This window comes from Bacillus sp. FSL R5-0512 (assembly GCF_038593295.1).
Lineage (GTDB): Bacteria > Bacillota > Bacilli > Bacillales > Bacillaceae > Bacillus > Bacillus safensis.
This window is the reverse complement of record NZ_CP151982.1, coordinates 2,606,363-2,633,319: the sequence shown is the minus strand read 5'-3', so window position 1 is coordinate 2,633,319 and position 26,957 is coordinate 2,606,363. Positions and strand designations below refer to the sequence as shown.

Below are 26,957 nucleotides of genomic sequence, written 5' to 3'. Positions count from 1 at the left end.
TAGTGACTTTTTTTCATCTACAACAGCATGAACAGCATAAAGCGGCACTTTTCTCGCTTTTCTGCATGAAAAAGCAATGGTATACTAAAAATCGCCCAAGAAAACGTAAGGGGAGTTAAAGTGAGTGATAAATGATGAGTTGGTTAGATAAATTTTTCAGTGTATTTTTAGGAGAAGAAAAGAAAGAAGAAAAAGCTGCAAGACCTGAAGAAGATCTAGCTGCACCAAAGCAGACAGCTTTTGAACCGCATAAAGAATATAAAAAAATCGAAGATACGAAAGTGTATTATGAATATCCAAAAGGGAACTTTCGCTTTCCGCTCGTTCCAGATGAACCCCAGCGTGATGGAGTGAAGCAGGAGAGAAGACGCGTGAAACCAAGCCAGCCAAAGGCAAAGCAGAAAACCTATCAGCCTAAACAAACGCTTCAGCCTGATATAAATAAAAAGCCATTCAAGCCAGAGCAAATTCCATCACCGATCTATGGCTATCATCAGGATATGCGTCCAAAACGGGCAGATGCAAAAGAAGAAACAGCTTCAGTTCAAAGGAAAGTAGCAGAAGAAACGGCGCAGCGTGTCACACTGTTATCAGAAGAGGCAGAGCGTGAACGGAATGTCAGACAGCAAATGAACATCCCGTCTATACAGAAAGAAAAACGTATCGAGGAAATGGCTTCAGTGTCAGCAGAAGAGAGAACGGACAAAGAGCCAGCAGTAACCCCGCATACATTGCAAGAAGAACTCGCTTATCAAGATCATGTTCAAACGACGATGGAACGTTTAACTGACGAGCCGTTCGTCCAGCAAGAAGAAAACGAGCCAGAAGATCATCATGAAGCTGATGTACATAAGCAGCAAGCAGAAGTCTATCAGAAGCAGCCTGTTGAGTCTGAGCCGGAACAGACTGTCTCCGGTGATGAAGAAGAAATTAAGGACGAGCTTGTCCATCAGTTTGAAGATCATACTGAGGAAATAGACATGTTGACCTTCGAAACACCGGAACCTTCGCAGCCAGCGATTGAAATGGAAGTAGACATGCCATCAGAAGAAGCGGCGTTAACAGAAAACATTTCAGCAGAACCGGTGGAAGAACTAGCGGCTGATCCAATAGAAGACAAACAAGAAGAAGCGCCTGCGGCAGCATTTGAAGAAGCTGAGCCAGTCAAACATGACCTGCAGGAAGATCAGCTGGTCCAAGAAGCTGAAATTGAAGAAGATCAAGTGCTGCCAGTAGAACAAGTAACAGAGGAACAAACATCTGAAGCGGCAGAAACGGTTATAGAGCAGACAGAGCAGCAAGAACAAACGCATGAAGTCATGAAAGAAGAACCAAAACAGACATCTCCGCAGCCACAACGCACAAGCGGGCAAACCTCTACGGTTCCGTTTAATGTCATGATGTTAAAAAGCGATCAGCGCGTGCAAGGACAAAAGAAAGCAGCCGATACACAAGGGTATGTTTTTCCAAGCCTTGCCCTTTTAGACGTACCGCCAGCTCAAAAAGAAGAGGACGGCACATGGGTGAAAGAGCGGGCTGAGCTGCTCAATGCGACACTTAAAAATTTCAACGTAAGAGCAAGTGTTGTTCACGTCACACAGGGACCTTCTGTGACAAGGTTTGAAGTACATCCAGAACCAGGTGTCAAAGTGAACAAAATCACGAACCTGTCAGATGATATTAAACTTAGTTTGTCCGCAAAGGATATTCGAATTGAAGCCCCGATTCCAGGGAAAAACACGATCGGGATCGAAGTGCCAAATCTGCACAGTAAAATGGTGTTCTTAAGAGAAATGATCAGAAGCAGTGCGTTTAGAGACAATCCATCTCCTTTAACAGCGGCACTCGGATTAGATATTTCAGGCCAGCCTGTCGTGGTTGATCTGCAAAAAATGCCGCATGGATTAATTGCCGGAGCCACTGGTTCAGGAAAAAGCGTCTGCATTAATACGATTTTAGTGAGCCTAATGTTTAAAGCATCACCAGATGAAGTGAAAATGCTCTTAATTGACCCTAAAATGGTTGAATTAGCGCCGTATAATCACATTCCGCATCTTGTGAGTCCCGTCATCACTGATGCCAAGACAGCAACTGCTGCTCTGAAATGGGTAGTGGATGAAATGGAAAGACGCTATGAACTATTTGCACACTCTGGCGTGAGAGAAATTAAACGATTCAATGAGCTTGTGAAAGAAAAACAAATGGGAGAAAAACTGCCTTATCTCGTCGTGGTGATCGATGAGCTGGCTGATTTAATGATGGTCGCACCAAATGAAGTCGAAGAAAGCATCTGCCGAATTGCACAAAAAGCAAGAGCATGCGGCATTCACTTATTGATTGCGACACAAAGACCTTCTGTTGATGTCATTACAGGTCTCATTAAAGCTAATATTCCAACAAGAATTGCGTTTTCTGTTTCAAGTCAGGTGGATTCAAGAACGATCATTGACATGGCAGGTGCAGAAAAGCTTCTCGGAAAAGGAGACATGCTCTTCTTAGAAAATGGCTCCGGCAAACCGACAAGGCTGCAAGGGAACTTTGTATCAGACCGTGAGATTGATCAAGTGGTGGCACATGTGAGAAAGCAGCGCAAGCCAGTGTTCCTTTTTGAACAGGAGGAACTCATGCTGCAGGGCTCTGCGATTACAGACGAAGATGAATTGTTTATGGATGCCTGCCGTTTTGCCATCGAGCAGAATAGCGCTAGTACATCAAGTTTGCAGCGAAGATTTAGAATTGGCTACAACCGTGCAGCCAGGTTGATTGACATGATGGAGCGCGAGGGGATGATCTCTGGTGCGAAAGGCAGTAAGCCAAGAGAAGTGCTCATGACACTGAGTGACTTAGAACAGTTGATCTAAACAAACCACTTCATTTTTTTCATAAACATGGTATGATAGCACATAGGTGCAATTTTGTAATTGGACGCTTTTCGCATGTCTGTCAGAGCGCTTTTTTATGTAAAATAAGCGGAAACAGGTGTTAGAAATGGGAAAGTTGTCGGATACTAATCATAGTTAATATTGATTAGAATAGGAAGATCGGAAAAAATCTTTATTTGGAGCTGCGATCTGTGATCAGCTAGAGGCAAAATCACAAGTTGCAAATTGAAATGAGCGTCATATACTGTAAGTCAGATAGACGTTTGTTGGAGGTACAATTATGACTGTTTATCATTTTGTTGGAATAAAAGGGACAGGTATGAGTCCACTGGCCCAAATTCTTCATGATACTGGGTATACTGTCCAAGGATCGGATATCGAAAAACATATCTTTACACAAAAAGCGTTAGAAGAACGAAATATTAAAATTCTACCATTTGACCCAGATAATATTCAGCCAGGGATGACGGTCATCGCAGGAAATGCATTCCCTGATACACACCCTGAGATTGAACGCGCCCTTTCTGAAGGGATTCCTGTCATTCGTTACCATAAATTCCTTGGAGAATACATGGATTCATTCACAAACGTTGCGATTACTGGTGCTCATGGCAAAACATCGACAACAGGACTGCTTGCTCACGTCATGCAGGCAGCCAAACCTACTTCGTACTTAATCGGTGATGGATCTGGAATGGGGAAAGAAAACAGCGAGTATTTTGTTTTTGAAGCATGCGAATACCGCAGACACTTCCTCAGCTATCATCCAGATTATGCGATCATGACCAATATTGATTTTGATCACCCTGATTATTTCTCGGATATTGATGACGTGTTTGATGCGTTTCAAAACATGGCGCTTCAAGTGAAAAAAGCCATTATTGCCTGCGGTGATGATGAGCATCTGCCAAAGATTCAAGCGAAGGTACCTGTTGTGTACTACGGTTTCAACGAAGAAAATGATTTCCAAGCACGCAATGTTGTGAAAAATACGGAAGGTACCACATTTGATGTATTTGTACGCAATACGTTTTATGATACCTTCTACATTCCTGCCTACGGAAATCATAATGTCCTCAATTCGTTAGCTGTCATTGCATTATGTCACTATGAGTCCATTGATGTAGAGCTTATCAAAGGCGCATTAACGACATTTAGCGGTGTGAAACGACGCTTTAATGAAAAAGTGGTCGGTGAGCAGGTCTTAATTGACGATTATGCACATCATCCAACTGAAATTGAAGTCACGATTGAAGCAGCTCGCCAAAAATATCCGGACCGTGATATTGTGGCTGTCTTCCAGCCGCATACGTTCACACGTACACAGCAATTCTTAAGTGAATTTGCTGACAGTCTAAAGAAAGCCGACTATGTCTACCTTTGTGATATTTTCGGTTCAGCCCGTGAAAACATTGGGAAGCTGAGCATTGAAGATTTACGAGAAAAAATCCCGCAGGCCCAATTAATTGAGGAAGAAGATACATCTGTGCTGAAAACGCACGAAGATGCAATTCTGATCTTTATGGGAGCAGGAGACATTCAGAAGTATTTGCGTGCTTATGAAAAAGTCGCTGTATAAATGCTTTAAAAAAGTGCCGTTTCACACGGCACTTTTTTTATTTTGAATAAAATGTGACAAAAGGGCTAAATGTGTCAACATGCGGCGCTTTTTTTCGTTCGCTGTGGACAGGAATTAGCGAATAAGTGTAGAATTATTATTCAATCGGTCATTCTAGGCGATGTTTGAATGATACAACGAGAGGGTAATGAATTGAATATGCCCGCAGCAAAGGAGGTATCAGATGATTATTATTCTATATCTAAGCGTTGCACTGATTGCAATTGCTTTCCTCATTCTTGTCATCTATTTGTCCAAAACATTAAAATCCTTACAGCTGACATTAAAGAATGTTGCATCAACTTTAGAAGGTCTTGAAGGTCAGATGCAAGGCATCACCACAGAGACAGCACAGTTGCTACATAAGACGAATCAGCTTGCTGAAGATATTCAAGACAAATCAGCAAAACTTAACACAGTTGTGGATGCGGTGCAGGGAATTGGCGGCTCGATCAACCAATTTAATACAAGCATAAAGCAGGCAGCTGGTGCGGTTTCTTCATCCGTTGAAAGAAATCAAGAAAAATTGACGGATGTGGTAAGCTGGAGTAACGCAGCACTTGAAATTTATAAAAAATGGAAACAGCGTAAACATCAAAAATAAACCATATTCGCATAGGAGGAATAATCATGAGCAAAGACGGAATCAATAGCAAAGACTTTTTGATCGGAACACTTATTGGTGGAATTGTTGGTGCAACAACAGCATTATTTTTAGCACCGAAGTCAGGGAAAGAGCTTCGCGATGATTTGAACACCCAAGCGAATGCGTTAAAAGAAAAAACAGACCGGCTCACAACAGATGCAAAAGAAAAAGGCACTGAATATGTGACGATTGCAAAAGATAAAACGTCTGAATTGTCTCAGCTTGTAGCAGAGCAGTCAAACCAGATTTTAGACAAAGTGAAAGACATAAAAGAGCGTGCGGCTGGAAAAGCTAATCATGTGAAAAATGAAGCAGAAGATGCGGCAGCGGATTTGGCAAGCGAAGCATCTGATGTAGCAGATGAAGCAAAAGTAAGAGCACAAGAAGCAAAATCAGAAATTGAAGACGGCATCAAAGATGTCAAAGAAAAAGTAGAACAATCTACTAAAGGCTAACTCTCACTGCTCGAAGTGAAGAAGGAGAACATCATGTCAAAACAACTCATTGAAACAGAAGAACAGTTTGATCAACTAACGAATCAAGATGGGACCTTTGTCTTTTTTAAGCACAGTTTGACATGTCCGATCAGCCAAGCGGCTTTTCAAGAGTTTGAAGCATTTGCGTCTGCACATGAAGACGTGCCAACGTATTTCTTGCAAATTCAAAACACGAGAGAGCTTTCATCCTACGTGGCTGAAAAATCAGGTGTAAAGCACGAAAGTCCGCAGGCACTCGTCTTTAGCGGTGGAAAAGTAAAATGGCATGCTTCTCACTCAAGCATTACAAAAGAAGCGCTTGAACATAATCTGTAAAAGAAAGAAACGTCAGCAGCGGCTGACGTTTTTTTTATAAAAAAGGTTTACTTGAACGAAAAGTATGCTATAATCTTACATACAATACTTTATCGCTTAAAAGCGTTTGGGTAATAAAGAAAATTTTCGTGACAATTCCGAAATCTTTGTTTATAATAAACCCTATCATGCAAGAATGAAAAAATAAAAAGCGAGAGCAGGCAGAGGAAAGGATGACAAAAATGAGCAACAATGAACTAGAAAAATTGAGGCAGCAAGCAGATGAACTAAATCTTCAAATTCTAAAACTGATCAATGAAAGAGGAAACATTGTCAAAGAAATTGGAAAAGCAAAAGAAGCGCAAGGTGTCAACCGTTATGATCCTGTCAGAGAGCGCACAATGCTGAACCAAATTCTTGAAGAAAATGATGGGCCATTTGAAAACTCAACGATTCAGCATATTTTCAAAGAGATTTTCAAAGCAGGTCTAGAGCTTCAAGAAGATGACCACAGCAAAGCACTTCTTGTTTCTCGTAAGAAAAAGCCAGAAAACACAATCGTGAATATCAATGGGGAAGCGATCGGTGATGGAAAGCAGCGTTTCATCGTTGGACCATGTGCCGTTGAAAGCTACGAGCAAGTCGCAGAAGTAGCGGCAGCAGCGAAACAGCAGGGATTAAAACTACTTCGTGGTGGCGCATTTAAACCTCGCACAAGTCCATACGACTTCCAAGGACTTGGTGTAGACGGTCTAAAGATTCTAAAGCGTGTAGCGGATGAATACGGTCTTGCTGTCATTAGTGAAATTGTCAATCCTGCTCATATTGAAGAAGCGATTGAGCATATCGATGTCATCCAAATTGGGGCACGTAACATGCAAAACTTCGAGCTGTTAAAAGAAGCCGGTTCCGTGAAGAAACCAGTTCTTTTAAAACGCGGTCTTGCAGCGACCATTTCAGAATTCATCAATGCAGCTGAATACATCATCGCCCAAGGAAATGATCAAATCATCCTTTGCGAGCGCGGTATCCGCACATACGAAACAGCGACAAGAAATACACTAGATATCTCGGCAGTGCCAATCTTGAAACAAGAGACACATCTACCAGTCTTCGTTGATGTGACGCACTCAACTGGACGTAGAGATCTTCTCCTTCCAACAGCAAAAGCAGCTCTTGCGATTGGAGCAGACGGTGTCATGGCAGAAGTACATCCAGATCCATCTGTTGCACTGTCTGACTCAGCGCAGCAAATGGACATTCCACAATTCGAAAAATGGTTAGATGCGTTAAGACCACTTGTGAATATTCACGCGTAATCATAGATAGAAATAGCCGCCGGATAACTGCCCGGCGGTTTTTTTATGGAGAAATACCATGGAGTTTGGGAATGAAAGGAAGAAAGCACATTGCAACCCTAAAAAGTGCTTGTTCACAATGTTTTCATTTTTAAAATTCGATAGAATCTGCTAAGATCATTGTCATAGCTGGCGTTCTCAATGTTTTTTTATGAAATATGATTCAATTTACAGGTAACAAGCTGATTAAAGTTTGTTTAATTTAGTTATAAAAAGAAAGGGAACGTTTTCATATGACAAAAAAACGTGTATAATTTCATAAAAGAATGTCATTTTGATGTAGATTGAAAAATTATGTGTCTCTTTTCATCGTTTTAATGACAAATAGGATATTATTTTCCTCGTATCTGACATGTCTCTATCCAATTGGTGAATGCTATAGATATGAAGTGTATTTGAAGGAGTGATTTATGTGAATAATGTTACAATATATGATGTAGCAAGAGAAGCAAATGTAAGTATGGCAACGGTATCACGCGTAGTAAATGGTAATCCAAACGTAAAACCAACAACAAGAAAAAAGGTGCTTGAAGCAATTGACCGCCTTGGCTATCGTCCGAATGCAGTGGCTCGAGGCCTAGCAAGTAAAAAAACAACGACAGTCGGGGTCATCATCCCTGATATTTCTAGTATCTTCTATTCGGAATTAGCACGCGGTATTGAAGACATCGCTACGATGTATAAATACAACATTATTTTGAGCAACTCAGATCAAAATACAGATAAAGAGCTTCATTTGTTAAATACGATGCTCGGCAAACAAGTAGACGGAATTGTCTTTATGGGCGGAAATATCACAGATGTGCATGTGGAAGAATTTAAGCGCTCTCCTGTGCCGATTGTTCTTGCAGCATCTGTTGAAGAGCAGGCTCAAACACCATCCGTCAACATCAACTATGAGCAGGCCATTTATGACTCAGTTCAGCTGTTAGTTGAAAAAGGACATAAACGAATTGCATTTGTTTCTGGTCCAATGTCAGAACCAATTAATTCCGTGAGAAAGCTTGCAGGTTATAAGCGAGCACTTGAAGATGCGGGCATAGCGTTTGACGATACGCTCGTCGCTGAAGGCGATTACTCGTATGATTCTGGAATTGAAGCACTTGCTCATCTGCTTGAGCAGTCTGACAAGCCGACAGCTGTTATCGCAGCTACAGATGAAATGGCTCTAGGTGTCATTCATGGAGCACAAGACAGAGGGGTATCTATTCCTGAAGACTTAGAAGTGATTGGCTTTGATAACACAAGACTTTCTCTCATGGTGCGTCCTCAGCTGACAACAGTTGTTCAGCCAACATATGATATTGGTGCTGTTGCCATGAGACTGCTCACAAAACTGATGAACAAAGAACAAGTGGACGATCAAATTGTTGAGCTTCCGCACAGAATTGAAGAAAGACAATCAACAAAATAAAACAAAAAAAGCAGGCTCACCTTATGAGGGAAAGCCTGCTTTTCTTATGCCTTTTTCTTTTCTCTTCTAACAGGCATCAGTGCTTTTTCTACTGTTTGAGCATTTTTTTCTGTGATTTCTGCTTTTCTTGGGATCGGTGGATATAAATCGTCAGGATCTTTCCATGTAGGTGGAAGGGTAACAGGCGATTGCTTATTCCATGCCTGAATCCAGTCCTGAGGGAGCTCATCTGGCGGTGTAATGCCTTTCATCTCAAGCCAAATGCGGCTCCACGCTCTTGGAACGACGCGCCAAATATCATATCCCCCTCCGCCAACAGCGATCCACTTGCCGTCACAATATTGATGAGCAAGTTCATGGGCAAGTCTAGGAATTTCTTCATATATTTTCATCGTGGCAGATAAATGAGTTAACGGATCATAGTAGTGAGCATCTGCCCCGTTTTGCGTCAAAATCACATCTGGTTTAAAAAAAGCAGCAATTTCAGTCACTGCTGTTCGGTATGCTTCGAGGAACGATTCATCTTCCGTAAATGCATCTAGCGGAATATTATAGGCGTAGCCATAGCCTTTATCGTGGCCTCTTTCCTGTACTTGTCCGGTTCCAGGGAACAAGTAGCGTCCCGTTTCATGAATGGAGACTGTACATACCTCTGGGTCGTCATAGAAGCTGAACTGGACACCATCGCCGTGATGAGCATCCGTATCAATATATAAAATTCTAGCGCCATAAGTTTTTTGAATATATTGAATCGCCACAGAGCTGTCATTATAAATACAAAAGCCAGATGCACGCCCTTTGAATCCGTGGTGAAGCCCGCCTCCAAGATTGAGGGCATGCTGCGAATGACCGAGCATCACTTGATCAACCGCTGTTAATGTTCCGCCAACAAGGAGAGATGCCGCCTCATGCATGCCTGCGAACATCGGTGTATCTTCAGTGCCAAGACCGTAGCGTTCACCCTCTGCTGTAGACAGCTTTCCTTCACTTGCCCGCTGCACAGCCTGGATATAATCTGCTGTATGGACGAGCTTTAATTCCTCCAGAGTAGCCATACGCGGTGCGACGATTTCATCCTCTGTTAACGCCTTCATTTTTTGAAGAAGATCATAAGTTAAGTAGACCCGAAGCTGATTGAAGGGATGATCTTGGTTAAACTGGTACGTTTGAAAAGATGGTGAAAAAACAAAGGTCGCTTCCTTCATTTGATCGTCTGCTCCATAGGCCAGAGCACCTTATAGCCTTTTGCGCGAATCAGCTTCGTCACATGATCTGCATGAATGGTTTGAAGGCGGAATACGAGCACTTTAGATGCCTCATTGGCATGCGGGTACACAAGCACACTCAGCAATTGAATATGCTGCTCCTTTAAAATGGCTGTAATGTCTGCGAGGCCTTCTGTCATCTGCTCCACTTCAACCTCTAAGTGCGACCCAGGCTGATCTGCACCTGTCAGTCTTACAAACGTACGAAGCAGATCTGTTTTTGTGATAATGCCTACAAGCTTGCCGCGTCTCACCACTGGAAGACAGCCAATCCCGTGCTCAAAAAAGACACTTGATATCTCCTCAACGAAATCAAGCGGGTGAGCAGTGATCGTCTCTAATACCATGATCTCTTCTACCGGCCGCTGAATAAAGAGCTTCCTTTTCTCTGTTTCAAAAATACTTGGACTGGCATTTTTAATATCCCGGTCTGTCACCATCCCAATGACAGATCCTTGATCAGATACGATCGGAATATGCCGGATGTGGTGTGCACTCATTTTTTGAATGGCCTCTTCAATCGTATCGGTTTTTCGCAGCGTGATCACATCACGCTCCATAATTTGTTCAATCATCATTGTTTACCAATCCCCTTTGCCAAAAAAACGAATTGAACGTTAATACATAAAGCGCTGATGGAAGCGAAGACGATCGAAACGCTCGATCGAATCAGGACTCACATGTTTCCCAATTCTGGCCATTAAACAATTGGCTGGATGTGAGCTAATCTCTGGCTCGTCTGTTGCAAACCAGACAAGACCGCCTGCGTTCATCATTTTCTCCATCATTTTGCGGTACTCCCAAACGTTTTTCTTTGTCCCCTTTAAATCCCAATGCCAGTAATATTCAGTTGTAATGATGATGTAATTCTCCATTTGCTCATCCATCATGCTCACATCAAGCAAATGCTTGCCAAGTGAGCATCCTCTAAATGGAGGAGCGACCTCAATCGCGCCAAGCTCAATTAAATTGTCCATTTTGCCCTCTGACCAGCGCTCAAGTGGATCAGGATACAAATACGTGACATAGCCTACGACGAGCTCATTCGCTCTTGCAATGATAATACGTCCTTCTGGAAGATCTGCTATTTCAACAAGTGCTTGTTTCTGTTCCTCAGGCGTGCGAAATGCCGTTAGTCCTTCATGAAACGTATAGTTCGCAAGCTCTGATGCAGGTACCGGTCCTTCAATCAGGATGGAACCTGTTTCTCGCTCAATGGTTTTTGAATAATAAGTTTTAGGATGCTCCACGTATCCACCGCCCCTAATTCTAGTGAGTCGTCTCTATTCTATCTTAAAACTTGCAATAATTAAAACGGTTTCATCAGAAGTTTTTTAAAAATTGAGAAAAAAAGTCATCTATACTATAATGGTCATTGTAAACGTATGCAAAGGGGGACTGTTTGATGAAATTGGAAACGCTACCATCAGTAAAAGGGGATTATCATTTAAATGATTATGAGCAGGCATACAAAGATTTTTCATGGGAGGAAGCTAGAAAAAACTTCTCCTGGTATGAAACAGGAAAAATAAATGCAGCCTATGAAGCGATTGACAGACATGCGGACTCGTTTCGTCAGAACAAGGTGGCGCTTCACTACAAAGATTCACAGCGGGATGAAAAGTATACGTTCAGAGATATGAAAATCAACACAAACAAAGCGGGGAATCTATTCAGAGAAGAGGCACATGTGGAAAAAGGGGATCGCGTGTTTATCTTTATGCCAAGATCACCTGAGCTCTATTTTCTTTTGCTTGGTGCAGTTAAAATTGGAGCGATCGTTGGCCCATTATTTGAGGCATTTATGGAAGGTGCCGTCAAAGACCGTTTAGAAAATAGTGAGGCTAAGGTGATCGTGACAACACCGGATTTGCTTGAGCGAATTCCATTTGCAGAGCTTCCGAAGCTTGAATCTGTCATTATTGTCGGCGGTGAAAACGAAGACGTCGATGGCGTGCGGACAATTCACTATGAAAAGGCGTTTGAGGAGGCAGCAAAGGAGCTTGAGATTGAATGGATGGATGAAAAAGACGGCTTCCTGCTTCATTACACATCAGGATCTACTGGTACGCCAAAAGGTGTGCTTCATGTCCATGGTGCAATGGTCCAGCAAGGTCAGACTGGTAAATGGGTGCTTGACTTGAAAGAAGATGACGTTTACTGGTGTACAGCTGATCCAGGCTGGGTTACAGGCACAGTGTACGGTATTTTTTCACCGTGGTTAAATGGGGCGACGAATGTGATTTTAGGCGGCCGGTTTAATCCTGATACGTGGTATGAAACCATTGAATCACTCGGTGTAACCGTTTGGTACAGTGCCCCGACCGCCTTTAGAATGCTCATGGGGGCAGGGGATGATCTTATTCAAAAATATGACCTCAGCTCGCTCCGCCATGTCTTAAGTGTGGGAGAGCCACTTAATCCAGAAGTCATCCGCTGGGGAGATGCTGTTTTTGGCAAACGGATTCACGACACTTGGTGGATGACAGAAACCGGAGCACAGCTGATTTGTAATTATCCATGCATGGACATCAAGCCAGGCTCGATGGGAAAACCGATTCCAGGCGTAGAAGCGGCGATTGTCGATAATGCAGGAAATGAACTTCCGCCATACCGGATGGGCAACCTTGCGATTAAAAAAGGCTGGCCTTCTATGATGCATACGATCTGGAACAATCCTGAAAAATATGAATCTTACTTTATGCCGGGAGATTGGTATGTTTCAGGAGATTCAGCTTATATGGACGAAGACGGATACTTTTGGTTCCAGGGACGTGTCGATGATGTCATCATGACGTCAGGAGAGCGGGTCGGTCCATTTGAGGTGGAAAGTAAACTGGTCGAACATCCAGCTATTGCGGAAGCTGGTGTCATTGGAAAGCCAGATCCGGTCCGCGGTGAAATTATTAAAGCATTTATAGCGCTTAGAAGTGGATATGAGCCGACAGATGAGCTGAAAGAAGAGATTCGTACGTTTGTGAAAAAAGGACTCGCAGCACATGCGGCACCGCGGGAAATTGAGTTTAAAGACAAACTGCCGAAAACGAGAAGCGGAAAAATTATGAGACGTGTGCTAAAGGCGTGGGAGCTGAATTTACCTGCTGGCGACCTTTCGACAATGGAAGATTAAATTTTTCATCAGTTGACTTGATATCAAAAGTGTGTTAAAAATGACATTAGTTGAATATGAAAAGGTTTTGACTGAGATTAAGTAGAATGATCTTTCCCTGTTGAAGAGAGCTGACGGCTGGTGCAAGTCAGTACAAAGAGATATTCGAATTACCCTCACGAACCGCTTTTACGAAAAGGAGCATGCCCTGATTAGTGAAAGAACGGATCTGTCCGTTATCAGTGTAAGTGAAAAGACGAGATTTTTTGTCTTTTAAGCAGGGTGGTACCGCGATATATATCGTCCCTTCGTTCATTCGAAGGGGCGTTTTTTATGTTGAATTGTAAAAAAAGGAGATTTGGAAATGAGTCAATTGATGGAAGAGCTATCGTTCAGAGGATTAATTCAGCAGCAAACTGATGAAGAAGGTTTAACAAAATTGTTAGCAGAAGAGAAAATCAAACTATACTCCGGTTTTGATCCGACAGCTGACAGCTTACACATTGGTCATCTATTGCCAATTTTAACATTACGCAGATTCCAAGAAGCAGGTCATCATCCGATTGCTCTTGTTGGCGGCGCAACTGGACTCATTGGCGATCCTAGTTTTAAAAAAGCAGAACGTTCACTCAACCCAGCAGAAATCGTCGAACAGTGGTCAGAAAAAATCAAAGGACAGCTGTCTCAATTTCTTGATTTTGAAGCAGGCGAGAATCCAGCTGTCATCGTGAATAACTACGACTGGATCAGCCAAATGAATGTCATCACGTTCCTTCGTGATATTGGAAAGAACTTCGGTGTGAATTTCATGCTGGCAAAAGATATCGTGAGCTCACGTATCGAAACAGGGATTTCTTACACAGAATTCAGCTACGTCATCCTGCAGTCTTTAGATTTCTTAAACCTTTACAGAAATGAAAATTGTAAGCTGCAAATCGGCGGAAGTGACCAGTGGGGAAATATCACATCTGGACTTGAGCTGATCCGTAAGTCTGAAGCAGAAGGGGCAAAAGCATTCGGTCTGACGATGCCGCTTGTCACAAAAGCAGACGGCACAAAGTTTGGTAAAACAGAAGGCGGCGCCATCTGGTTAGATAAAGAAAAAACGTCTCCATACGAGTTCTACCAATTCTGGATCAACACAGATGACCGTGATGTCGTGAAATACTTAAAATACTTTACGTTCTTATCAAAAGAAGAGATCGCATCGTACGAAGAAAAAGTGCAAACAGCACCTGAAAAGCGTGAAGCGCAGCGCCGTCTAGCAGAGGAAGTGACAACACTTGTACATGGCCGTGAATCACTAGAACAGGCTGTTAACATCTCAAATGCGCTATTTAAAGGTGAGATCAAATCTCTTACAGCTGAAGAAGTGAAAGTAGGTTTTAAGGATGTTCCATCAATGGAGAAAAGCAGCACAGAAGAATTAACACTAGTCGATATCCTTGTGGAATCAAAGCTGTCTCCATCAAAGCGTCAAGCACGTGAAGATATCACAAACGGTGCCGTCTACATCAACGGAGAGAGACAAACAGATAAAGATTATGTTCTTTCAGCTGACGACCGAATTGAAAACCAATTTACCGTTTTAAGAAGAGGGAAAAAGAAATACTTCCTCGTGACGTATAAATAAAGTATGAAACAGTAAGCATCATGGAAAAGCACCTCAAATGTTCGTATACATTGAGGTGTTTTTTTTATGTAGAAGTAGCTCATTCGTCTGCTTCTTGTTCAAGGAGTGAATCTTTGTTTGTATAAGCATGTTCTACCTTACAAATTCGAGTTGTATAGGATTCATACCAATCTTTTTCCCCCTTTTTTTGAACACGCTGATGTGCTGTGTGTGCTTTCCATTCTTTGATGGCTGCTAATGAATCCCAGTAAGAGACAGTGATTCCAACACCATGTTCATCTCGTACACTTTCTATTCCAAGAAACCCATCTAGATCTTTCGCTAATTCTTCCATTTTTTGAGCGGCCGCATCGTATTGTTTCTGTTCGACATTTGTTCGTTTTGATGTGAAAATCACGGCATAATAGGGTGGTGCAGGTGTTTGAGTAAATAGCATCTAAGTAGAACCTCCTTTTGTCTATTGACATTATATATGAAAGAAAGAGAGTCTCGTAGTCTTTTTGTTTTAATTTAAAAAAGTCCAAGGTGCTTTTTGATTATTTATATTTATGTAAAATCATCTCATAAACATTACCTTGTTCACTTTTCTGACATATTTTTCTTGTATAAAATAGAGTCGTATAAGATGAATAAGGGGGAATGAAAGTGATCTTTGTTAAGAAAAGGAGTTTGCAAATTCTCATTGCGCTTGCATTGGTGATTGGTTCAATGGCTTTTATCCAGCCGAAAGAGGTGAAGGCGGCTGAGCATAATCCGGTTGTGATGGTGCACGGCATTGGCGGTGCCTCTTATAACTTTTTTTCTATTAAAAGTTATTTGGCCACACAAGGCTGGGATCGAAACCAATTATATGCTATTGATTTCATAGACAAAACAGGAAATAACCGCAACAATGGTCCGCGTCTATCGAGATTCGTCAAAGATGTGTTAGACAAAACGGGTGCCAAAAAAGTAGATATTGTGGCTCATAGTATGGGCGGGGCGAACACGCTATACTATATTAAGAATCTAGATGGCGGCGATAAAATTGAGAACGTTGTCACAATTGGTGGAGCAAACGGACTCGTTTCAAGCAGAGCATTACCAGGCACAGATCCAAATCAAAAAATTCTTTACACATCCGTCTATAGCTCGGCAGATCTTATTGTCGTCAACAGCCTCTCTCGTTTAATTGGCGCAAGAAACATCCTGATCCATGGCGTTGGTCATATCGGTCTATTAACCTCAAGCCAAGTGAAAGGGTATATTAAAGAAGGACTGAACGGCGGAGGACAGAATACGAATTAAAAAACGAAAAAAGACAGCGGCATATGCTGTCTTTTTTGATGTCAGCTGGCATATGGCAGCTAGAGATATTGAAAAGGGTGGCAAAACGATGATACACAAACAGACCATCGTACATAGCTGAATAAAAACATGTACAAAACGATCGCCATTCCTTACACTACATGTAGTGAATGTGAATATTCGGAGGTGGGCGTTTGTGAAAACGAATCAAAAGGCTTTCATCATTGTAGATGTACAAAAAGCGTTCGAGCATGAAAAATGGGGAGAACGCAATAACCTAGAGGCAGAGGAGAATATTAGCCGGCTATTAACGTTTTGGCGAGAGAAAGGCTGGAAAGTGATTCATATTCAGCATACATCCAACAATCCGGACTCTGTATTTCATCCAGCAAATGAAGGGCACCTTTTCAAAGATTTGGCTAAACCGCTAGAGGAAGAAATGGTGATACAAAAGAAAGTCAACAGCAGCTTTATTGGTACTAACTTAGAGGAACATCTAAGATCAAACCAGGTTGACACGGTCGTGATCGCAGGATTAACAACCCCTCACTGCGTATCAACAACCACAAGAATGAGCGGAAATCTTGGCTTTGATACGTATCTGATCTCAGATGCAACAGCCGCCTTTGGACTAACAGATCAAAATGGTACATATTTTGACCCAGAAACGATCCACCGGCTCTCACTTGCAACCCTGCATGATGAATTTGCGACTGTCATGACAACAGAGCAGCTCATCGCAAAATGGACAAGTCAAGAATAAAAGTTTGAAAGCTCCTAGAAAGAGATCTAGGAGCTTTTTTCATGCTAATGATATGTGTCCAGCGATTGTTTTCGTTGTTTCTTACGTGAGTAAACGAGATCAATCTCAATAATTAAAAAACTGACAAAGAATGATAAAATCAATACGCCGGAATCCCCTATCGATACATTCATTAAATTTAAGTAAAGGACATACTTGATAGAGAGATGTAAAACGATCCAAGAACTCACCCATTCCAAAGTATAAGTGAGCCATACAGGAAGCTTAAGGAGATAAGCCAGTCCTTTTCCTATGAATAGAAGGACAGGTGACCAAAAAACGACGATAACACTTACTAACAAAGAGAAAGAGATCAAAGAAAAAAACGAATCATACGTGATGGTTTCTCCAAAAAGAAAATTCACGCCTAGAACAGTGATGTATAGCAATAGACTTGGAACCGCGATCACAAAGCAGATAGAAAAAAAGAGCAGAAAGATAAACAGACTTGCAGCAAATCTATTGGGCGGCTCATCGATAATCTGTTTTTTTCTTAGAAGAGAATAGGCAATCATTGCCAAGATTAAAAGTAAGAATAGAATGATTGTAATACTATACATGGAACTCCTCCATCTGCGTACTATAGAAGACCAAACGACTGATATGTCATCTATCATGATTGTACCAATAGATAAAAGGCACTTCAATGAAATGTTTCCTATATTTGTATATAAAAATAGAGACAGGTTTGATTGAAGTAAGAATGGAGCAGGCAGCCGGGGAAAATAAGTATTGAAAATGGAAGATGACTTCAAATGATTTCATGTATAATTGAGAACATACAAAAAACCCTAGAAATCCTTGAACAATCAAGGGATCTAGGGTTTTTTTGCTCTCTCTTAGAGAAGTAAAGAAATTAACGAGAGTAGAACTCAACGATTAGTTGTTCGCTGATTTCAGGCGCTAATTCAGAACGCTCTGGAAGACGAGTGAAAGTTCCTTCAAGCTTTTCAGCATCGAAAGAAAGGTATTCAGGAACGAAGTTGTTTACTTCAACTGATTCTTTCACTACTGCAAGGTTTTGAGATTTCTCACGAAGAGCAATCGTTTGACCTGGTTTCACAGAGAAAGATGGGATGTCTACACGGCTTCCATCAACAAGGATGTGACCATGGTTTACTAGCTGACGAGCTTGGCGGCGAGTACGAGCAAGGCCAAGACGGTATACTAGGTTGTCAAGGCGAGTTTCAAGAAGGATCATGAAGTTTTCACCTTGTTTACCAGGAAGTTTAGCAGCTTTATCATATAGTGTACGGAATTGACGTTCGTTGACACCGTACATGTGACGAAGCTTTTGCTTCTCTTGTAATTGTAAACCGTATTCAGATAGTTTTTTGCGTTGTCCTGGACCATGTGGGCCTGGAGCGTAAGGGCGTTTTTCAAGTTCCTTACCTGTTCCGCTTAATGAAATGCCTAAACGGCGGGAAATCTTCCAACTTGGACCTGTATAGCGAGCCATAATGTGACTCCTCCTTATTGTTTTTATTTGTGAAAAATAAAAACCGTCTGTTCTTCCTCTTTTTCGTCATTATGTTTTCATGCATCCTCGCTCCAGCAGCAGGGAGTTACAAGATGCACCTTCATAATATAGAAGGAACAAAATGATACAAAAAAGCCGAACAAAAAGGCTGCCATATTTCACACAAACTCTATTATATGACGCTGGATAGGAGAAGTCAACCTATTTAGAGGCAGAGGTGACGTTCTCCATTATATAAAGAAACATAAAAAAGCAGACAATGTGCCTGCTTTTTCTGCATGATTACGCATCCATAGAGACGGATAACGCCTGTTGGAGAATTTCTGTAAATTGAATAAGGTAGGACTCATCTACTTCACTGAAGCGGTCTTTCACAGGGCTGTCAATATCGAGCACCCCAATGATCTGTCCATTGACCTTGAGCGGAATGACTATTTCAGATTGCGATGCTGCGTCACAGGCAATATGTCCAGGGAATGCATGGACATCAGCGATACGCTGCACTTCACCTGTCGCAAACGCTGTACCGCAAACACCTTTTCCAGAAGGGATGCGCACACATGCAGGCAGTCCGTTAAATGGTCCAAGCACAAGCTCGCCGCCCTTTGCTAAATAAAACCCTGCCCAATTGACTTCAGGAAGTGAATGATAGAGCAGCGCAGCTGCATTTGCCAAGTTGGCAATCAGATCAGGTTCACCATCTGTAATGGCTTCTACCTGTTTGACAAGCAATTGATAGTCTTTTGAAGGATCGCCAGACTGTTTTTCGACATGAAACATGAAAATCTCCTACTTTCTATCTTAAAAATACATAACTTGCGTCTCGCATGTGGGATTTGTCGAGCAATTGTAAAAGGAACTTCCGCCTTCATCTTGAAGTATGTACACATGAAGAGGGGTGAGCGGATGAAAACATCAACAACCGTGCAAACAAAAGACCGTATTATGGATGCTGCCATCAGACTTTTTAACCAAAAAGGATTTTCTGGAACCTCTGTCCGTGAGATTGCGAAGGAAGCAAACGTCAACGTTGCCCACATTTCTTATTACTTTCAAGGAAAAGGAGGGCTGCTTGAGCAGCTCGTATCCGATTTTTATGAAGGTTACATTCACATGATTGAATCACATCTCCATCACATGGAAACCCGTCATGCAAAAGAATGCTTACTACATGTGGTTTTTGATATTTTATCTTATCAGCACAAGCACCGTCAATTAACCCGTTTCGTTTATCGGGAGGTGACGATTGATTCGACACTCATCAGAGAAATCATGTCGACATATTTAACAAAAGAAAAGTATTTGTTTCAGCTCATCATTGAAAAAGGAAAAAGCACCCATGTTATTTGTGAGCAGCTTTCACTCGCATCCTTTATGATTCAGCTTAAATCACTTCTCATGATGCCATATTTACAGCCGCAATATTTAACAGAGGTGCTTTATTTGAACCCAAGTGAGCCGTATTTCTATCAAATGTACTTTAAGGAGCTGAGCCGCTCGCTTCATTATCTGTTAGAACCAAAAGAGCCGGCACTAGATTCTCATCTGAACCTCATGATGTCCTCGAATTGATCATACGCATATCCGAGATCTTCCGCTTGATGGGCATCAGAGCCGAATATGAGCGGAATTTTTTTCTTTTTTGCAAGGTCTATCATCCATTGATCTAAATAGATACTTCTGGCATATGTTTTACGAAGACCTGATGTATTAAAATCTAAGGACATGCCTTTTTTTGCCGTTTCTTCAAGGCAAAGGGTGACCTTTTGACAAAGTTCAGGTGACATTTCATATGGAAAAAGCTGTTTGAATTTCTGGACAAGGGTGATATGACCGATTCTCTTTGGCTTATATTGGCCTAAAGATGATAGAATAGAAGAATGAATTTGGTCATAGTAGCTTTGATAGACCTGTTCGATGCTGCCATAGATGCTTATTAGCTGCTGGAAGGCATGCTCGTCAAAATCAAGGCAAATATAATCATCGCCAGCAGGAAGAAAGTGAACAGATAAAATGGCGTCGTCTAGTTCTGGACCGTAGCAGTCTAAAAAGGTTCTTGTTTCCTCTTCATACTCTTTGATAAAGTCAACCTCAAGCCCAGTTTTTACTATTAATTGTCCTTTGTATTCTTGTTTCAGCTGAGCCAGTTTCGTTATATACGCTTCAAGGTCTTGGAGCTTCATGGCACTATCCTGCTCAGGTGTTGGATCTTGAAACGATGGAGGCAGCGGGGCATGCTCGGTAAAGGTTATGGAATCAAATCCCTTTTTAATGGCTTTTTCAATATAAGAATGAAAAGAATCAAGCGAACCGTGCGGGCAAAACGGTGTATGTAGATGTGCATCTTGTTTCAGCATGTCGTCACCTCTTGTCGATATTTTGAAAAACGTGATGTTTATCAGCGAAAATAATGAAAAATCATGACCAAAAATGCTGGTTACATGGTATCATAATAACAATGAAAACGACAGCTTCCGCATACATAAAAGCAGGTCACATTGATACGTGTGATCAAATGATAGAAAGCGCACAAATACTTTCTTGAAAAAACATACATAAAACCGTGAATGGATGGTATTGGAAAACATACGATCCTGCTTATAAAAAACAAATGCAAAGCGGACACGAAAGGGTTCTCAGGTCTACTCGGGACACTTTTACCCTGACATCACTTAGATCACAACAAGGGGGCTCATTATGGAGTTAATCATCGGTTTAATTGTCATTTTGCTTGCTTTGTTTTCAGTCGGTTATTTCCTGCGAAAAAATATATATAAAGAGATTGACCGATTGGAAGCATGGAAAATTGAAATTTTAAACAGATCAATTGTAGAAGAAATTTCAAAGATCAAACATTTAAAAATGACCGGAGAAACAGAGCAATTTTTTGAAAGATGGCGTGCAGAGTGGGACGATATCGTCACAGCCCATCTTCCAAAGGTAGAGGAGCTATTATATGATGCAGAAGAGTATTCTGATAAATATCGATTCTCCAAAGCCAAGCAGGTTCTTACGCACATTGAGGACTTGCTGAGTGCTGCTGATTCGAACATTGAAGACATTTTAAAAGAAATTGCAGACCTTGTCACAAGCGAGGAGCAAAATCGCAAGGACATTGAAAAGGTCAAAGAACAATATCAAACAGTTCGAAAAAATCTGCTTGCGTACAGCCATTTATACGGCACCCTTTATGACAAAATGGAGCAGGACTTAGATGAAGCCTGGGAAGGGATCAAGCAGTACGAAGAAGAGACAGAAAACGGCAACTATATGAAAGCAAGAAAGATTTTGCTTGAGCAAGACCGCAGACTCGATCAGCTTCAGCTGTATATCAATGATGTACCGAAGCTCATTGCAGACTGTAAACAAACCGTACCAGGCCAGCTGACGAAGCTGAAAGACGGATATAAAGAAATGACAGACAAAGGCTACAAGCTCGAGCACATCCAGATCACTAAAGAGCTTGAGAACTTAAACAAACAGCTGACCCGTGCGGAAAAACTACTGATTGATGAACTCAATCTGGAAGAAGCATCAAGCATTTTGCAAATGATTGATGATGCCATTCAGACGCTGTATGATCAGCTGGAAGCGGAAGTAGAAGCAGGTCAGGAAATCAAAAGTAAAATGCCTGAGCTGACGGAAGCATTTGAAAAGCTCGAGCAGGATCACACCCAAACCAAGGCAGAAACAGCTCTTGTAAAAGAAAGCTACAAACTGACAGCCGGAGAGCTTGATCAACAGAAGGCGTTCGAAAAACGCTTAGAAGAAATTGAAAAGCTCATGAAACAAATTCGCGAGAAGCTTGATCGTGATCATGTCGCATATTCACTATTAATGAATGAAATCAATCAGCTTGAGACCTTTATCGATGATGCAAAAACATTGCATGATACATTTAAGGATCATCTTCAATCATTAAGAAAAGAAGAGCTGCAAGCGAGAGAAACACTGGCTGAGCTCAAAACGATGCTGACAGATACAGTGCGTCAGCTGCAAAAAAGCAATATTCCAGGTGTACCTGCTGACATGAAAGAGCAGGCTGAAAAAGCGCAGGAGATGATTCAGCAAGTGCACGAGCAGCTGGAGAACCTGCCGCTTAACATGCCAGCCGTAAATGGGCAATTAAAAGAAGCCTCTGACACAGTGAGACATGCTGTGAATGAGACGGAAGAAATGCTCACTAAAGTGGATCAAATTGAACGAATCATTCAATATGGCAATCGTTTTAGAAGCCAAAATCATATTCTTTCAGAACAATTAAAAGAGGCAGAGCGAAGATTTTATGCGTACGATTATAACGGTTCATTTGATGTAGCAGCCTCAGCTGTTGAAAAAGCATCACCTGGAGCCGTTCAGAAGCTATTAGCTCAGCACGAAAAAGAATATCAGCATCAATAAAAAAGCTGAAGTCCATTGATAGGACTTCAGCTTTTTTTGTATTATGATGCCTGTTTCTGGCGTTCTTCTGAAGCAGAAGAAGTGAAAAGTGAGATCACGAACCCAATGGCGACCCCAAGTATCGCAGGGACAAGCCAGCCAATGCCAAGGTCATAAAAAGGCAGCACTGTTTGGAAAATGTCTTTTACTGGACCGATTGGAAGCTTTGCTGCTGCTAAGCCGTCAAATAAGCTGATGCACCCTGTTAAAATTAACGATAGGACATATACTGGTCTTCTATGTCCAAGCCATTTATCAGCAAGTGATAGAACGATGATCACAATCGCCAGCGGATAAATCGCTGTTAAGACTGGAACAGAGAAAGCAACAATATGAGCAAGTCCAAAGTTAGAAATAATGAAACTAAATAATGTAACAAGTGTCACGACCATTTTATAAGAAAGCTTAGGAAGTAACTTTGAGAAGTACTCTCCGCATGATGTGACAAGACCGATACTTGTTGTTAAACAAGCGACTGTGATGGCAGCACCTAACACAATATTTCCTAGACTGCCGAAAAGGAACTGAGAAGACTGAGCTAAGATTTTGCTTCCATCTCCAACGAATCCAATGGCATGTGTACTAGAAGCACCTAGATACGCAAGTGACAGGTAAACGAAGGTTAATCCAGCAGCTGCAATCAAACCCGCTTTGATACAAGCAGAAGCCAGTGCCTTTTTACTTGTCACACCGCGTCCTTTAATCGCGTTGATGACAACAATTCCAAATACAATAGAAGCAAGAGCATCCATCGTTTTATAGCCCTCTAAAAATCCTTTGAAAAACGATCCGTTGCTATAAGATACATCTGGTGTACCAATGACGCCCATCGGTGTCAAAATGGCTTTAACAATGATAATAAAAATGATCGTAAATTTAATCGGTGTTAATATTTTCCCTACACGATCCACGATTTTCGTTGGATTTAAAGCAAGGTAATACGTAATACCGAAAAAGACGAGTGTAAATAAAAGAAGGGACAGCCAAGCTGGTACACTTGATAAAAATGGTAATGCCCCAATCTCATACGAAACTGTTCCTGTACGTGGAATAGCGAAAAGCGGTCCAATGGATAAATATAAAATGACGGTGAATGCTGTTCCAAACACTGGGTGAGCCTTATCTGCAAGTCCTTTTGCATCACGCCCTGTTAAAGCAATTGCAATAATCCCGAGTAGAGGTAAACCGACACCTGTTAATAAAAATCCGCCCATTGCTTTCCATACATTTGTTCCGGCATATTGCCCAAGCTCTGGTGGATAAATCATATTTCCGGCGCCGAAGAATAAAGCAAATAACATAAAACCTATAATAATCGTATCTTTCGTCGACAATGTTGCCTTCATTGAATATAAAGCCTCCAATATTATGTTGAAATATTCTGTTAATTAGCTGCTAAAACGGTTCTTCATTAACATTCACTAATTATAAAGGATGTACGTCTGATGTCAACATGTGTTTTCATACAAAAGTCATGAATTTTTCTATTTTAGTATATGAAGAACATAAAAAAACATCCCTTTCTCTTATGGAAAGGGATGTTTTTAGTTTTGATGCTTGATTAAGCAGGCTGTTTAGGTGGACTCGTAAACAAAGAAATAAGAAGACCAATAATGGCTCCAAGTACGGCAGGGATAGCCCAGCCTATCCCAAGTTTGTATAAAGGAACAGTAGCTTCTAAAATTTTATTTAATCCGCCAAGAGGAATCTTCGCTGCCACTAACCCGTCGATTACGGCAAAGATACCTGTAAAAATGAGTGAAGCGATATAAATAATCCGTCTTCCGTTGATCCAGCGATCAAGAAAAGATAAGAGAATGATCACGATGGCTAACGGATAAATCGCAACAAGAACCGGAACAGAGAGCGAAATAATTTGCGCTAGTCCAAGGTTTGCTACAACTGTACTGAATAAAGATACAACTAAAACAACTGTACGATAAGAAAAGCGTGGAAATAGTGAAGAAAAATATTCCCCGCAGGATGAAACCAGTCCAATACTTGTGGTCAAACATGCAAATAAAATCGCAGCCCCTAGCACAATATTACCAGCAGAACCAAATAAAAAGTTCGCCGCAAGCGAAAGGAGTTTTCCGCCTTCATTTGCCCCGACCATACCTGTTGCCTCAGGACTTGACGCTCCGACATAAGCGAGTGATATGTACACAAGAGCTAGTCCAGCAGCTGCGACAAGCCCAGCTTTAATACAGGCTGCGGCAATCGATTTACGATCTGTCATACCGCGCTCTTTCACAGCCGTGACAACGACAATTCCGAAAACGATCGAAGCAAGAGCATCCATCGTTTTGTAGCCTTCTAAAAAGCCGGTAAACAGCGGGCTTCCTTCATAGGTTGGATGCGGACTGCCAATTCCACCCATTGGTGTCGCAATCGCTTTGATCACAATTAAAGCAATGACAGCGAGTAAAATTGGTGTTAAAATTTTACCGATTCGGTCAACAAGCTTCGATGGATTTAAAGCAAGAGCATAGGTAATGCCGAAAAAAGCAATCGAAAACAAGAATAATGGAATCCATGATTCAGACTGCGCTTCAGACAGAAACGGCGCCAGCCCAATTTCATAAGAAACCGTTCCAGTACGAGGGATCGCAAAGAAAGGCCCAATGGATAAATATAAAATGACGGTGAAAATGGTACCGAATGTTGGATGAGCTTTGTCAGCAAGCCCTTTTGCACCAGTTCCTGTCAGGGCAACGGCGATGACACCTAAGAGCGGAAGTCCAACTCCTGTCAGTAAAAATCCACCGATCGCAAGCCATACGTTTTCACCTGCGTACTGTCCAAGTACAGGAGGGAATATCATATTGCCTGCGCCGAAAAAGAGTGCAAACAACATTAAGCCGATGGCTAATGTGTCTGTTTGACTTAACTTATTATTCATAAGGTTATCCCCCTATTATTTTATTTTTCCGCCATGTTTAAATATTCTGTCAATTTAGGAAAAAATATGACAATGGCACTATGCATGATATAGTGAATTGATGAGGTTGTCAATATACCGCTTTATATTGAAATAAAAGGAATTCGGATCATATTAGTTAAACGCAAGAGGATAAGGAGTTTCGCCATGATGTATCTTGATAATAGTGCAACCACAAAACCGTACCCTGAGGTTTTACAAGTATATCAGCAAGTGAGTGAGCGTTATTTTGGAAATCCATCTTCGCTTCATCAGCTCGGAATTGATGCAAGCCGGCTGTTAAATGAAACGAGAAAACAAATGCTTCACTACACGTGCTTGAAACAATATGAGATTATTTTTACTTCTGGTGCAACAGAAGCGAATAACATTGCCATTAAAGGGGCAGCACTTGCCAAAATGAACCGGGGCAAGCATATTGTGACCACAGCAATTGAGCATCCTTCTGTTATTGAATCGTTTGAACAGCTGAAGGCGTTATTTGGCTTTGACATCTCCTATATTCAAGTAAATGAGCATGGCCATGCAGATATGACTCATTTAAAAGAAGTGCTTCGCCCTGATACAGTGCTTGTCAGCATGATGCACGTCAATAACGAAACCGGTGCCATCCAGCCAATTGAAGAAGCTGCTGGCATTATTCGCGAGCATGCCGAAAACGCACTTTTTCATGTCGACGGGGTGCAGGGAATGTGCAAGGTCGCACTCAATAAACAGCTGGATGTAGACATTTTGACGATGTCAGGCCATAAAATTCATGGTTTAAAAGGCACTGGAGCACTCTTTTTAAAGAAAGATGTCACTCTCGCCCCTTTCATTACTGGAGGAGAGCAGGAATTAGGGCTTCGTTCAGGTACTGAAAACCCTGCTGGAGCTGTCAGCTTAGCAAAAGCCATGAAACAATCATTTGAACAGCTTGACAAGCATCATGATGAGATGCTGAACTTAAAAACGCAGCTGCAAAAACAGCTTGGAGAGATAGAAGGTATTGTGATGAATACACCGAGGGCACAAAGTGCGCCGCACATTGTGAATTTTTCAGTGCCGGGTATTCAAATTGAAGTCCTCCTCCATATGCTTGAAAAAGAAGGCATATATGTTTCTACAACCTCTGCCTGCTCAGCCAAGAAAAAAGAGCCAAGCCGTGTACTGCTGGCAATGGGAAAACCAGAAGAAATAGCCAAAAGCAGTATGAGAATCAGCTTGACGTATGGACAAGGACCAGAGCTAACGCCGCAAATCATCACATCGATCGCACAAAGTGTGAAAAAATTAAAAGGAATGAGATAAC

The 26,957-nt window shown here is 41.6% G+C and carries 24 protein-coding genes and 1 other annotated feature; of the genes, 14 read left to right on the top strand and 10 right to left on the bottom strand.

Features of this window, described 5'->3' with window-relative positions; translation table 11 throughout:
• The first annotated feature begins 131 nt into the window (after positions 1 to 131).
• The 7 genes from NSQ25_RS13495 to ccpA all read left to right on the top strand — a co-directional run bounded on the left by NSQ25_RS13495 (position 132) and on the right by ccpA (position 8,709).
• Positions 132 to 2,861, top strand: coding sequence for a DNA translocase FtsK (locus tag NSQ25_RS13495; protein ID WP_326136147.1), 2,730 nt, complete (start codon positions 132 to 134; stop codon positions 2,859 to 2,861).
• Positions 2,862 to 3,162: 301 nt separating this feature from the next.
• Positions 3,163 to 4,461, top strand: a complete 1,299-nt coding sequence (gene murC / locus NSQ25_RS13490) for a UDP-N-acetylmuramate--L-alanine ligase (protein WP_046312090.1) — start codon at positions 3,163 to 3,165, stop codon at positions 4,459 to 4,461.
• A gap of 223 nt (positions 4,462 to 4,684) precedes the next feature.
• Positions 4,685 to 5,104 carry a DUF948 domain-containing protein gene (locus NSQ25_RS13485; RefSeq protein WP_326136148.1) on the top strand — a complete coding sequence of 140 codons (420 nt, stop codon included), beginning with the start codon at positions 4,685 to 4,687 and terminating at the stop codon, positions 5,102 to 5,104.
• Positions 5,105 to 5,130: 26 nt separating this feature from the next.
• On the top strand, positions 5,131 to 5,601 hold the full coding sequence (locus tag NSQ25_RS13480) for a YtxH domain-containing protein (protein ID WP_034279523.1): 471 nt from the start codon (positions 5,131 to 5,133) through the stop codon (positions 5,599 to 5,601).
• A gap of 33 nt (positions 5,602 to 5,634) precedes the next feature.
• Positions 5,635 to 5,958, top strand: coding sequence for a bacillithiol system redox-active protein YtxJ (gene ytxJ / locus NSQ25_RS13475; protein WP_046312088.1), 324 nt, complete (start codon positions 5,635 to 5,637; stop codon positions 5,956 to 5,958).
• A 221-nt stretch (positions 5,959 to 6,179) separates the two neighbouring features.
• Entirely contained in the window at positions 6,180 to 7,256 is a 1,077-nt protein-coding gene (locus NSQ25_RS13470; protein WP_034279528.1) for a bifunctional 3-deoxy-7-phosphoheptulonate synthase/chorismate mutase, read from the top strand.
• Positions 7,257 to 7,707: 451 nt separating this feature from the next.
• Positions 7,708 to 8,709, top strand: coding sequence for a catabolite control protein A (ccpA, locus tag NSQ25_RS13465; RefSeq protein ID WP_326136149.1), 1,002 nt, complete (start codon positions 7,708 to 7,710; stop codon positions 8,707 to 8,709).
• Positions 8,710 to 8,753: 44 nt separating this feature from the next.
• Here the strand turns inward: ccpA and NSQ25_RS13460 are convergent, their stop codons facing one another.
• Genes NSQ25_RS13460 through NSQ25_RS13450 form a run of 3 tightly spaced genes read right to left on the bottom strand, consistent with a single transcriptional unit; the run spans position 8,754 to position 11,224 of the window.
• Positions 8,754 to 9,914, bottom strand: a complete 1,161-nt coding sequence (locus NSQ25_RS13460; protein WP_024424850.1) for an acetoin utilization protein AcuC — start codon at positions 9,912 to 9,914, stop codon at positions 8,754 to 8,756.
• Positions 9,911 to 10,552, bottom strand: a complete 642-nt coding sequence (locus tag NSQ25_RS13455; protein WP_024424849.1) for a CBS and ACT domain-containing protein — start codon at positions 10,550 to 10,552, stop codon at positions 9,911 to 9,913. Before NSQ25_RS13455 ends, NSQ25_RS13460 begins: the two co-directional genes overlap by 4 nt.
• A 39-nt stretch (positions 10,553 to 10,591) precedes the next feature.
• The gene (locus NSQ25_RS13450; RefSeq protein ID WP_024424848.1) at positions 10,592 to 11,224 is read right to left on the bottom strand and encodes a GNAT family N-acetyltransferase; all 633 of its coding nucleotides are present in this window, start codon (positions 11,222 to 11,224) and stop codon (positions 10,592 to 10,594) included.
• A gap of 155 nt (positions 11,225 to 11,379) precedes the next feature.
• Between NSQ25_RS13450 and acsA the strand changes: the two genes are divergently transcribed.
• Complete coding sequence (gene acsA, locus NSQ25_RS13445; protein WP_326136150.1) at positions 11,380 to 13,104, top strand: acetate--CoA ligase; 1,725 nt, start codon at positions 11,380 to 11,382, stop codon at positions 13,102 to 13,104.
• A gap of 58 nt (positions 13,105 to 13,162) precedes the next feature.
• Positions 13,163 to 13,394, top strand: a binding site (T-box leader).
• 53 nt (positions 13,395 to 13,447) lie between these two features.
• Complete coding sequence (gene tyrS, locus NSQ25_RS13440) at positions 13,448 to 14,716, top strand: tyrosine--tRNA ligase (RefSeq protein ID WP_326136151.1); 1,269 nt, start codon at positions 13,448 to 13,450, stop codon at positions 14,714 to 14,716.
• Positions 14,717 to 14,795: 79 nt separating this feature from the next.
• On the opposite strand, the gene NSQ25_RS13435 is transcribed toward tyrS, so the two are convergent.
• Positions 14,796 to 15,152 (bottom strand): antibiotic biosynthesis monooxygenase, encoded by a 357-nt coding sequence (locus NSQ25_RS13435; RefSeq protein WP_326136152.1) that lies wholly within the window; start codon positions 15,150 to 15,152, stop codon positions 14,796 to 14,798.
• Between the two features lie 209 nt (positions 15,153 to 15,361).
• Here NSQ25_RS13435 and NSQ25_RS13430 point away from each other — a divergent pair, with 209 nt between their 5' ends.
• Complete coding sequence (locus NSQ25_RS13430) at positions 15,362 to 16,003, top strand: triacylglycerol lipase (protein ID WP_326136153.1); 642 nt, start codon at positions 15,362 to 15,364, stop codon at positions 16,001 to 16,003.
• 196 nt (positions 16,004 to 16,199) lie between these two features.
• On the top strand, positions 16,200 to 16,766 hold the full coding sequence (locus tag NSQ25_RS13425) for a cysteine hydrolase family protein (RefSeq protein ID WP_034279545.1): 567 nt from the start codon (positions 16,200 to 16,202) through the stop codon (positions 16,764 to 16,766).
• 44 nt (positions 16,767 to 16,810) lie between these two features.
• Here NSQ25_RS13425 and NSQ25_RS13420 read toward each other — a convergent pair whose 3' ends face one another.
• The 3 genes from NSQ25_RS13420 to NSQ25_RS13410 all read right to left on the bottom strand — a co-directional run bounded on the left by NSQ25_RS13420 (position 16,811) and on the right by NSQ25_RS13410 (position 19,065).
• Positions 16,811 to 17,365 carry a hypothetical protein gene (locus NSQ25_RS13420; protein ID WP_034279547.1) on the bottom strand — a complete coding sequence of 185 codons (555 nt, stop codon included), beginning with the start codon at positions 17,363 to 17,365 and terminating at the stop codon, positions 16,811 to 16,813.
• 296 nt (positions 17,366 to 17,661) lie between these two features.
• A complete protein-coding gene (gene rpsD, locus NSQ25_RS13415) occupies positions 17,662 to 18,264 on the bottom strand; it encodes a 30S ribosomal protein S4 (RefSeq protein WP_024424838.1) in 603 nt (200 codons plus the stop codon).
• A gap of 303 nt (positions 18,265 to 18,567) precedes the next feature.
• Entirely contained in the window at positions 18,568 to 19,065 is a 498-nt protein-coding gene (locus NSQ25_RS13410; protein ID WP_034279549.1) for a GAF domain-containing protein, read from the bottom strand.
• Positions 19,066 to 19,191: 126 nt separating this feature from the next.
• Between NSQ25_RS13410 and refZ the strand changes: the two genes are divergently transcribed.
• Positions 19,192 to 19,857, top strand: a complete 666-nt coding sequence (gene refZ, locus NSQ25_RS13405) for a forespore capture DNA-binding protein RefZ (RefSeq protein ID WP_024426169.1) — start codon at positions 19,192 to 19,194, stop codon at positions 19,855 to 19,857.
• Here the strand turns inward: refZ and hisJ are convergent.
• The gene (hisJ, locus tag NSQ25_RS13400; RefSeq protein WP_034279551.1) at positions 19,827 to 20,642 is read right to left on the bottom strand and encodes a histidinol-phosphatase HisJ; all 816 of its coding nucleotides are present in this window, start codon (positions 20,640 to 20,642) and stop codon (positions 19,827 to 19,829) included. The two genes, refZ and hisJ, sit on opposite strands and share 31 nt — an antisense overlap.
• 340 nt (positions 20,643 to 20,982) lie before the next feature.
• On the opposite strand from hisJ, the gene ezrA reads away from it, so the two are divergent.
• Positions 20,983 to 22,686 (top strand): septation ring formation regulator EzrA, encoded by a 1,704-nt coding sequence (gene ezrA, locus NSQ25_RS13395; RefSeq protein ID WP_280806381.1) that lies wholly within the window; start codon positions 20,983 to 20,985, stop codon positions 22,684 to 22,686.
• 41 nt (positions 22,687 to 22,727) lie between these two features.
• Here ezrA and brnQ (NSQ25_RS13390) read toward each other — a convergent pair whose 3' ends face one another.
• On the bottom strand, positions 22,728 to 24,071 hold the full coding sequence (brnQ, locus tag NSQ25_RS13390) for a branched-chain amino acid transport system II carrier protein (RefSeq protein WP_120208805.1): 1,344 nt from the start codon (positions 24,069 to 24,071) through the stop codon (positions 22,728 to 22,730).
• A gap of 215 nt (positions 24,072 to 24,286) precedes the next feature.
• The gene (gene brnQ, locus NSQ25_RS13385) at positions 24,287 to 25,627 is read right to left on the bottom strand and encodes a branched-chain amino acid transport system II carrier protein (RefSeq protein WP_214755488.1); all 1,341 of its coding nucleotides are present in this window, start codon (positions 25,625 to 25,627) and stop codon (positions 24,287 to 24,289) included.
• A gap of 186 nt (positions 25,628 to 25,813) precedes the next feature.
• Between brnQ (NSQ25_RS13385) and NSQ25_RS13380 the strand changes: the two genes are divergently transcribed.
• A complete protein-coding gene (locus NSQ25_RS13380) occupies positions 25,814 to 26,956 on the top strand; it encodes a cysteine desulfurase family protein (RefSeq protein ID WP_326136154.1) in 1,143 nt (380 codons plus the stop codon).
• Position 26,957: the final 1 nt, after the last annotated feature.

What these genes read in the sequence shown, in the direction of transcription:
- NSQ25_RS13495 (WP_326136147.1), top strand. Translation starts at nt 132, where the DNA reads ATGATGAGTTGGTTAGATAAATTTTTCAGTGTATTTTTAGGAGAAGAA.
- murC (WP_046312090.1), top strand. Translation starts at nt 3,163, where the DNA reads ATGACTGTTTATCATTTTGTTGGAATAAAAGGGACAGGTATGAGTCCA.
- NSQ25_RS13485 (WP_326136148.1), top strand. Translation starts at nt 4,685, where the DNA reads ATGATTATTATTCTATATCTAAGCGTTGCACTGATTGCAATTGCTTTC.
- NSQ25_RS13480 (WP_034279523.1), top strand. Translation starts at nt 5,131, where the DNA reads ATGAGCAAAGACGGAATCAATAGCAAAGACTTTTTGATCGGAACACTT.
- ytxJ (WP_046312088.1), top strand. Translation starts at nt 5,635, where the DNA reads ATGTCAAAACAACTCATTGAAACAGAAGAACAGTTTGATCAACTAACG.
- NSQ25_RS13470 (WP_034279528.1), top strand. Translation starts at nt 6,180, where the DNA reads ATGAGCAACAATGAACTAGAAAAATTGAGGCAGCAAGCAGATGAACTA.
- NSQ25_RS13460 (WP_024424850.1), bottom strand. Translation starts at nt 9,914, where the DNA reads ATGAAGGAAGCGACCTTTGTTTTTTCACCATCTTTTCAAACGTACCAG.
- NSQ25_RS13455 (WP_024424849.1), bottom strand. Translation starts at nt 10,552, where the DNA reads ATGATGATTGAACAAATTATGGAGCGTGATGTGATCACGCTGCGAAAA.
- acsA (WP_326136150.1), top strand. Translation starts at nt 11,380, where the DNA reads ATGAAATTGGAAACGCTACCATCAGTAAAAGGGGATTATCATTTAAAT.
- tyrS (WP_326136151.1), top strand. Translation starts at nt 13,448, where the DNA reads ATGAGTCAATTGATGGAAGAGCTATCGTTCAGAGGATTAATTCAGCAG.
- NSQ25_RS13435 (WP_326136152.1), bottom strand. Translation starts at nt 15,152, where the DNA reads ATGCTATTTACTCAAACACCTGCACCACCCTATTATGCCGTGATTTTC.
- NSQ25_RS13420 (WP_034279547.1), bottom strand. Translation starts at nt 17,365, where the DNA reads ATGTATAGTATTACAATCATTCTATTCTTACTTTTAATCTTGGCAATG.
- rpsD (WP_024424838.1), bottom strand. Translation starts at nt 18,264, where the DNA reads ATGGCTCGCTATACAGGTCCAAGTTGGAAGATTTCCCGCCGTTTAGGC.
- NSQ25_RS13410 (WP_034279549.1), bottom strand. Translation starts at nt 19,065, where the DNA reads ATGTTTCATGTCGAAAAACAGTCTGGCGATCCTTCAAAAGACTATCAA.
- refZ (WP_024426169.1), top strand. Translation starts at nt 19,192, where the DNA reads ATGAAAACATCAACAACCGTGCAAACAAAAGACCGTATTATGGATGCT.
- hisJ (WP_034279551.1), bottom strand. Translation starts at nt 20,642, where the DNA reads ATGCTGAAACAAGATGCACATCTACATACACCGTTTTGCCCGCACGGT.
- ezrA (WP_280806381.1), top strand. Translation starts at nt 20,983, where the DNA reads ATGGAGTTAATCATCGGTTTAATTGTCATTTTGCTTGCTTTGTTTTCA.
- brnQ (WP_120208805.1), bottom strand. Translation starts at nt 24,071, where the DNA reads ATGAAGGCAACATTGTCGACGAAAGATACGATTATTATAGGTTTTATG.
- brnQ (WP_214755488.1), bottom strand. Translation starts at nt 25,627, where the DNA reads ATGAATAATAAGTTAAGTCAAACAGACACATTAGCCATCGGCTTAATG.
- NSQ25_RS13380 (WP_326136154.1), top strand. Translation starts at nt 25,814, where the DNA reads ATGATGTATCTTGATAATAGTGCAACCACAAAACCGTACCCTGAGGTT.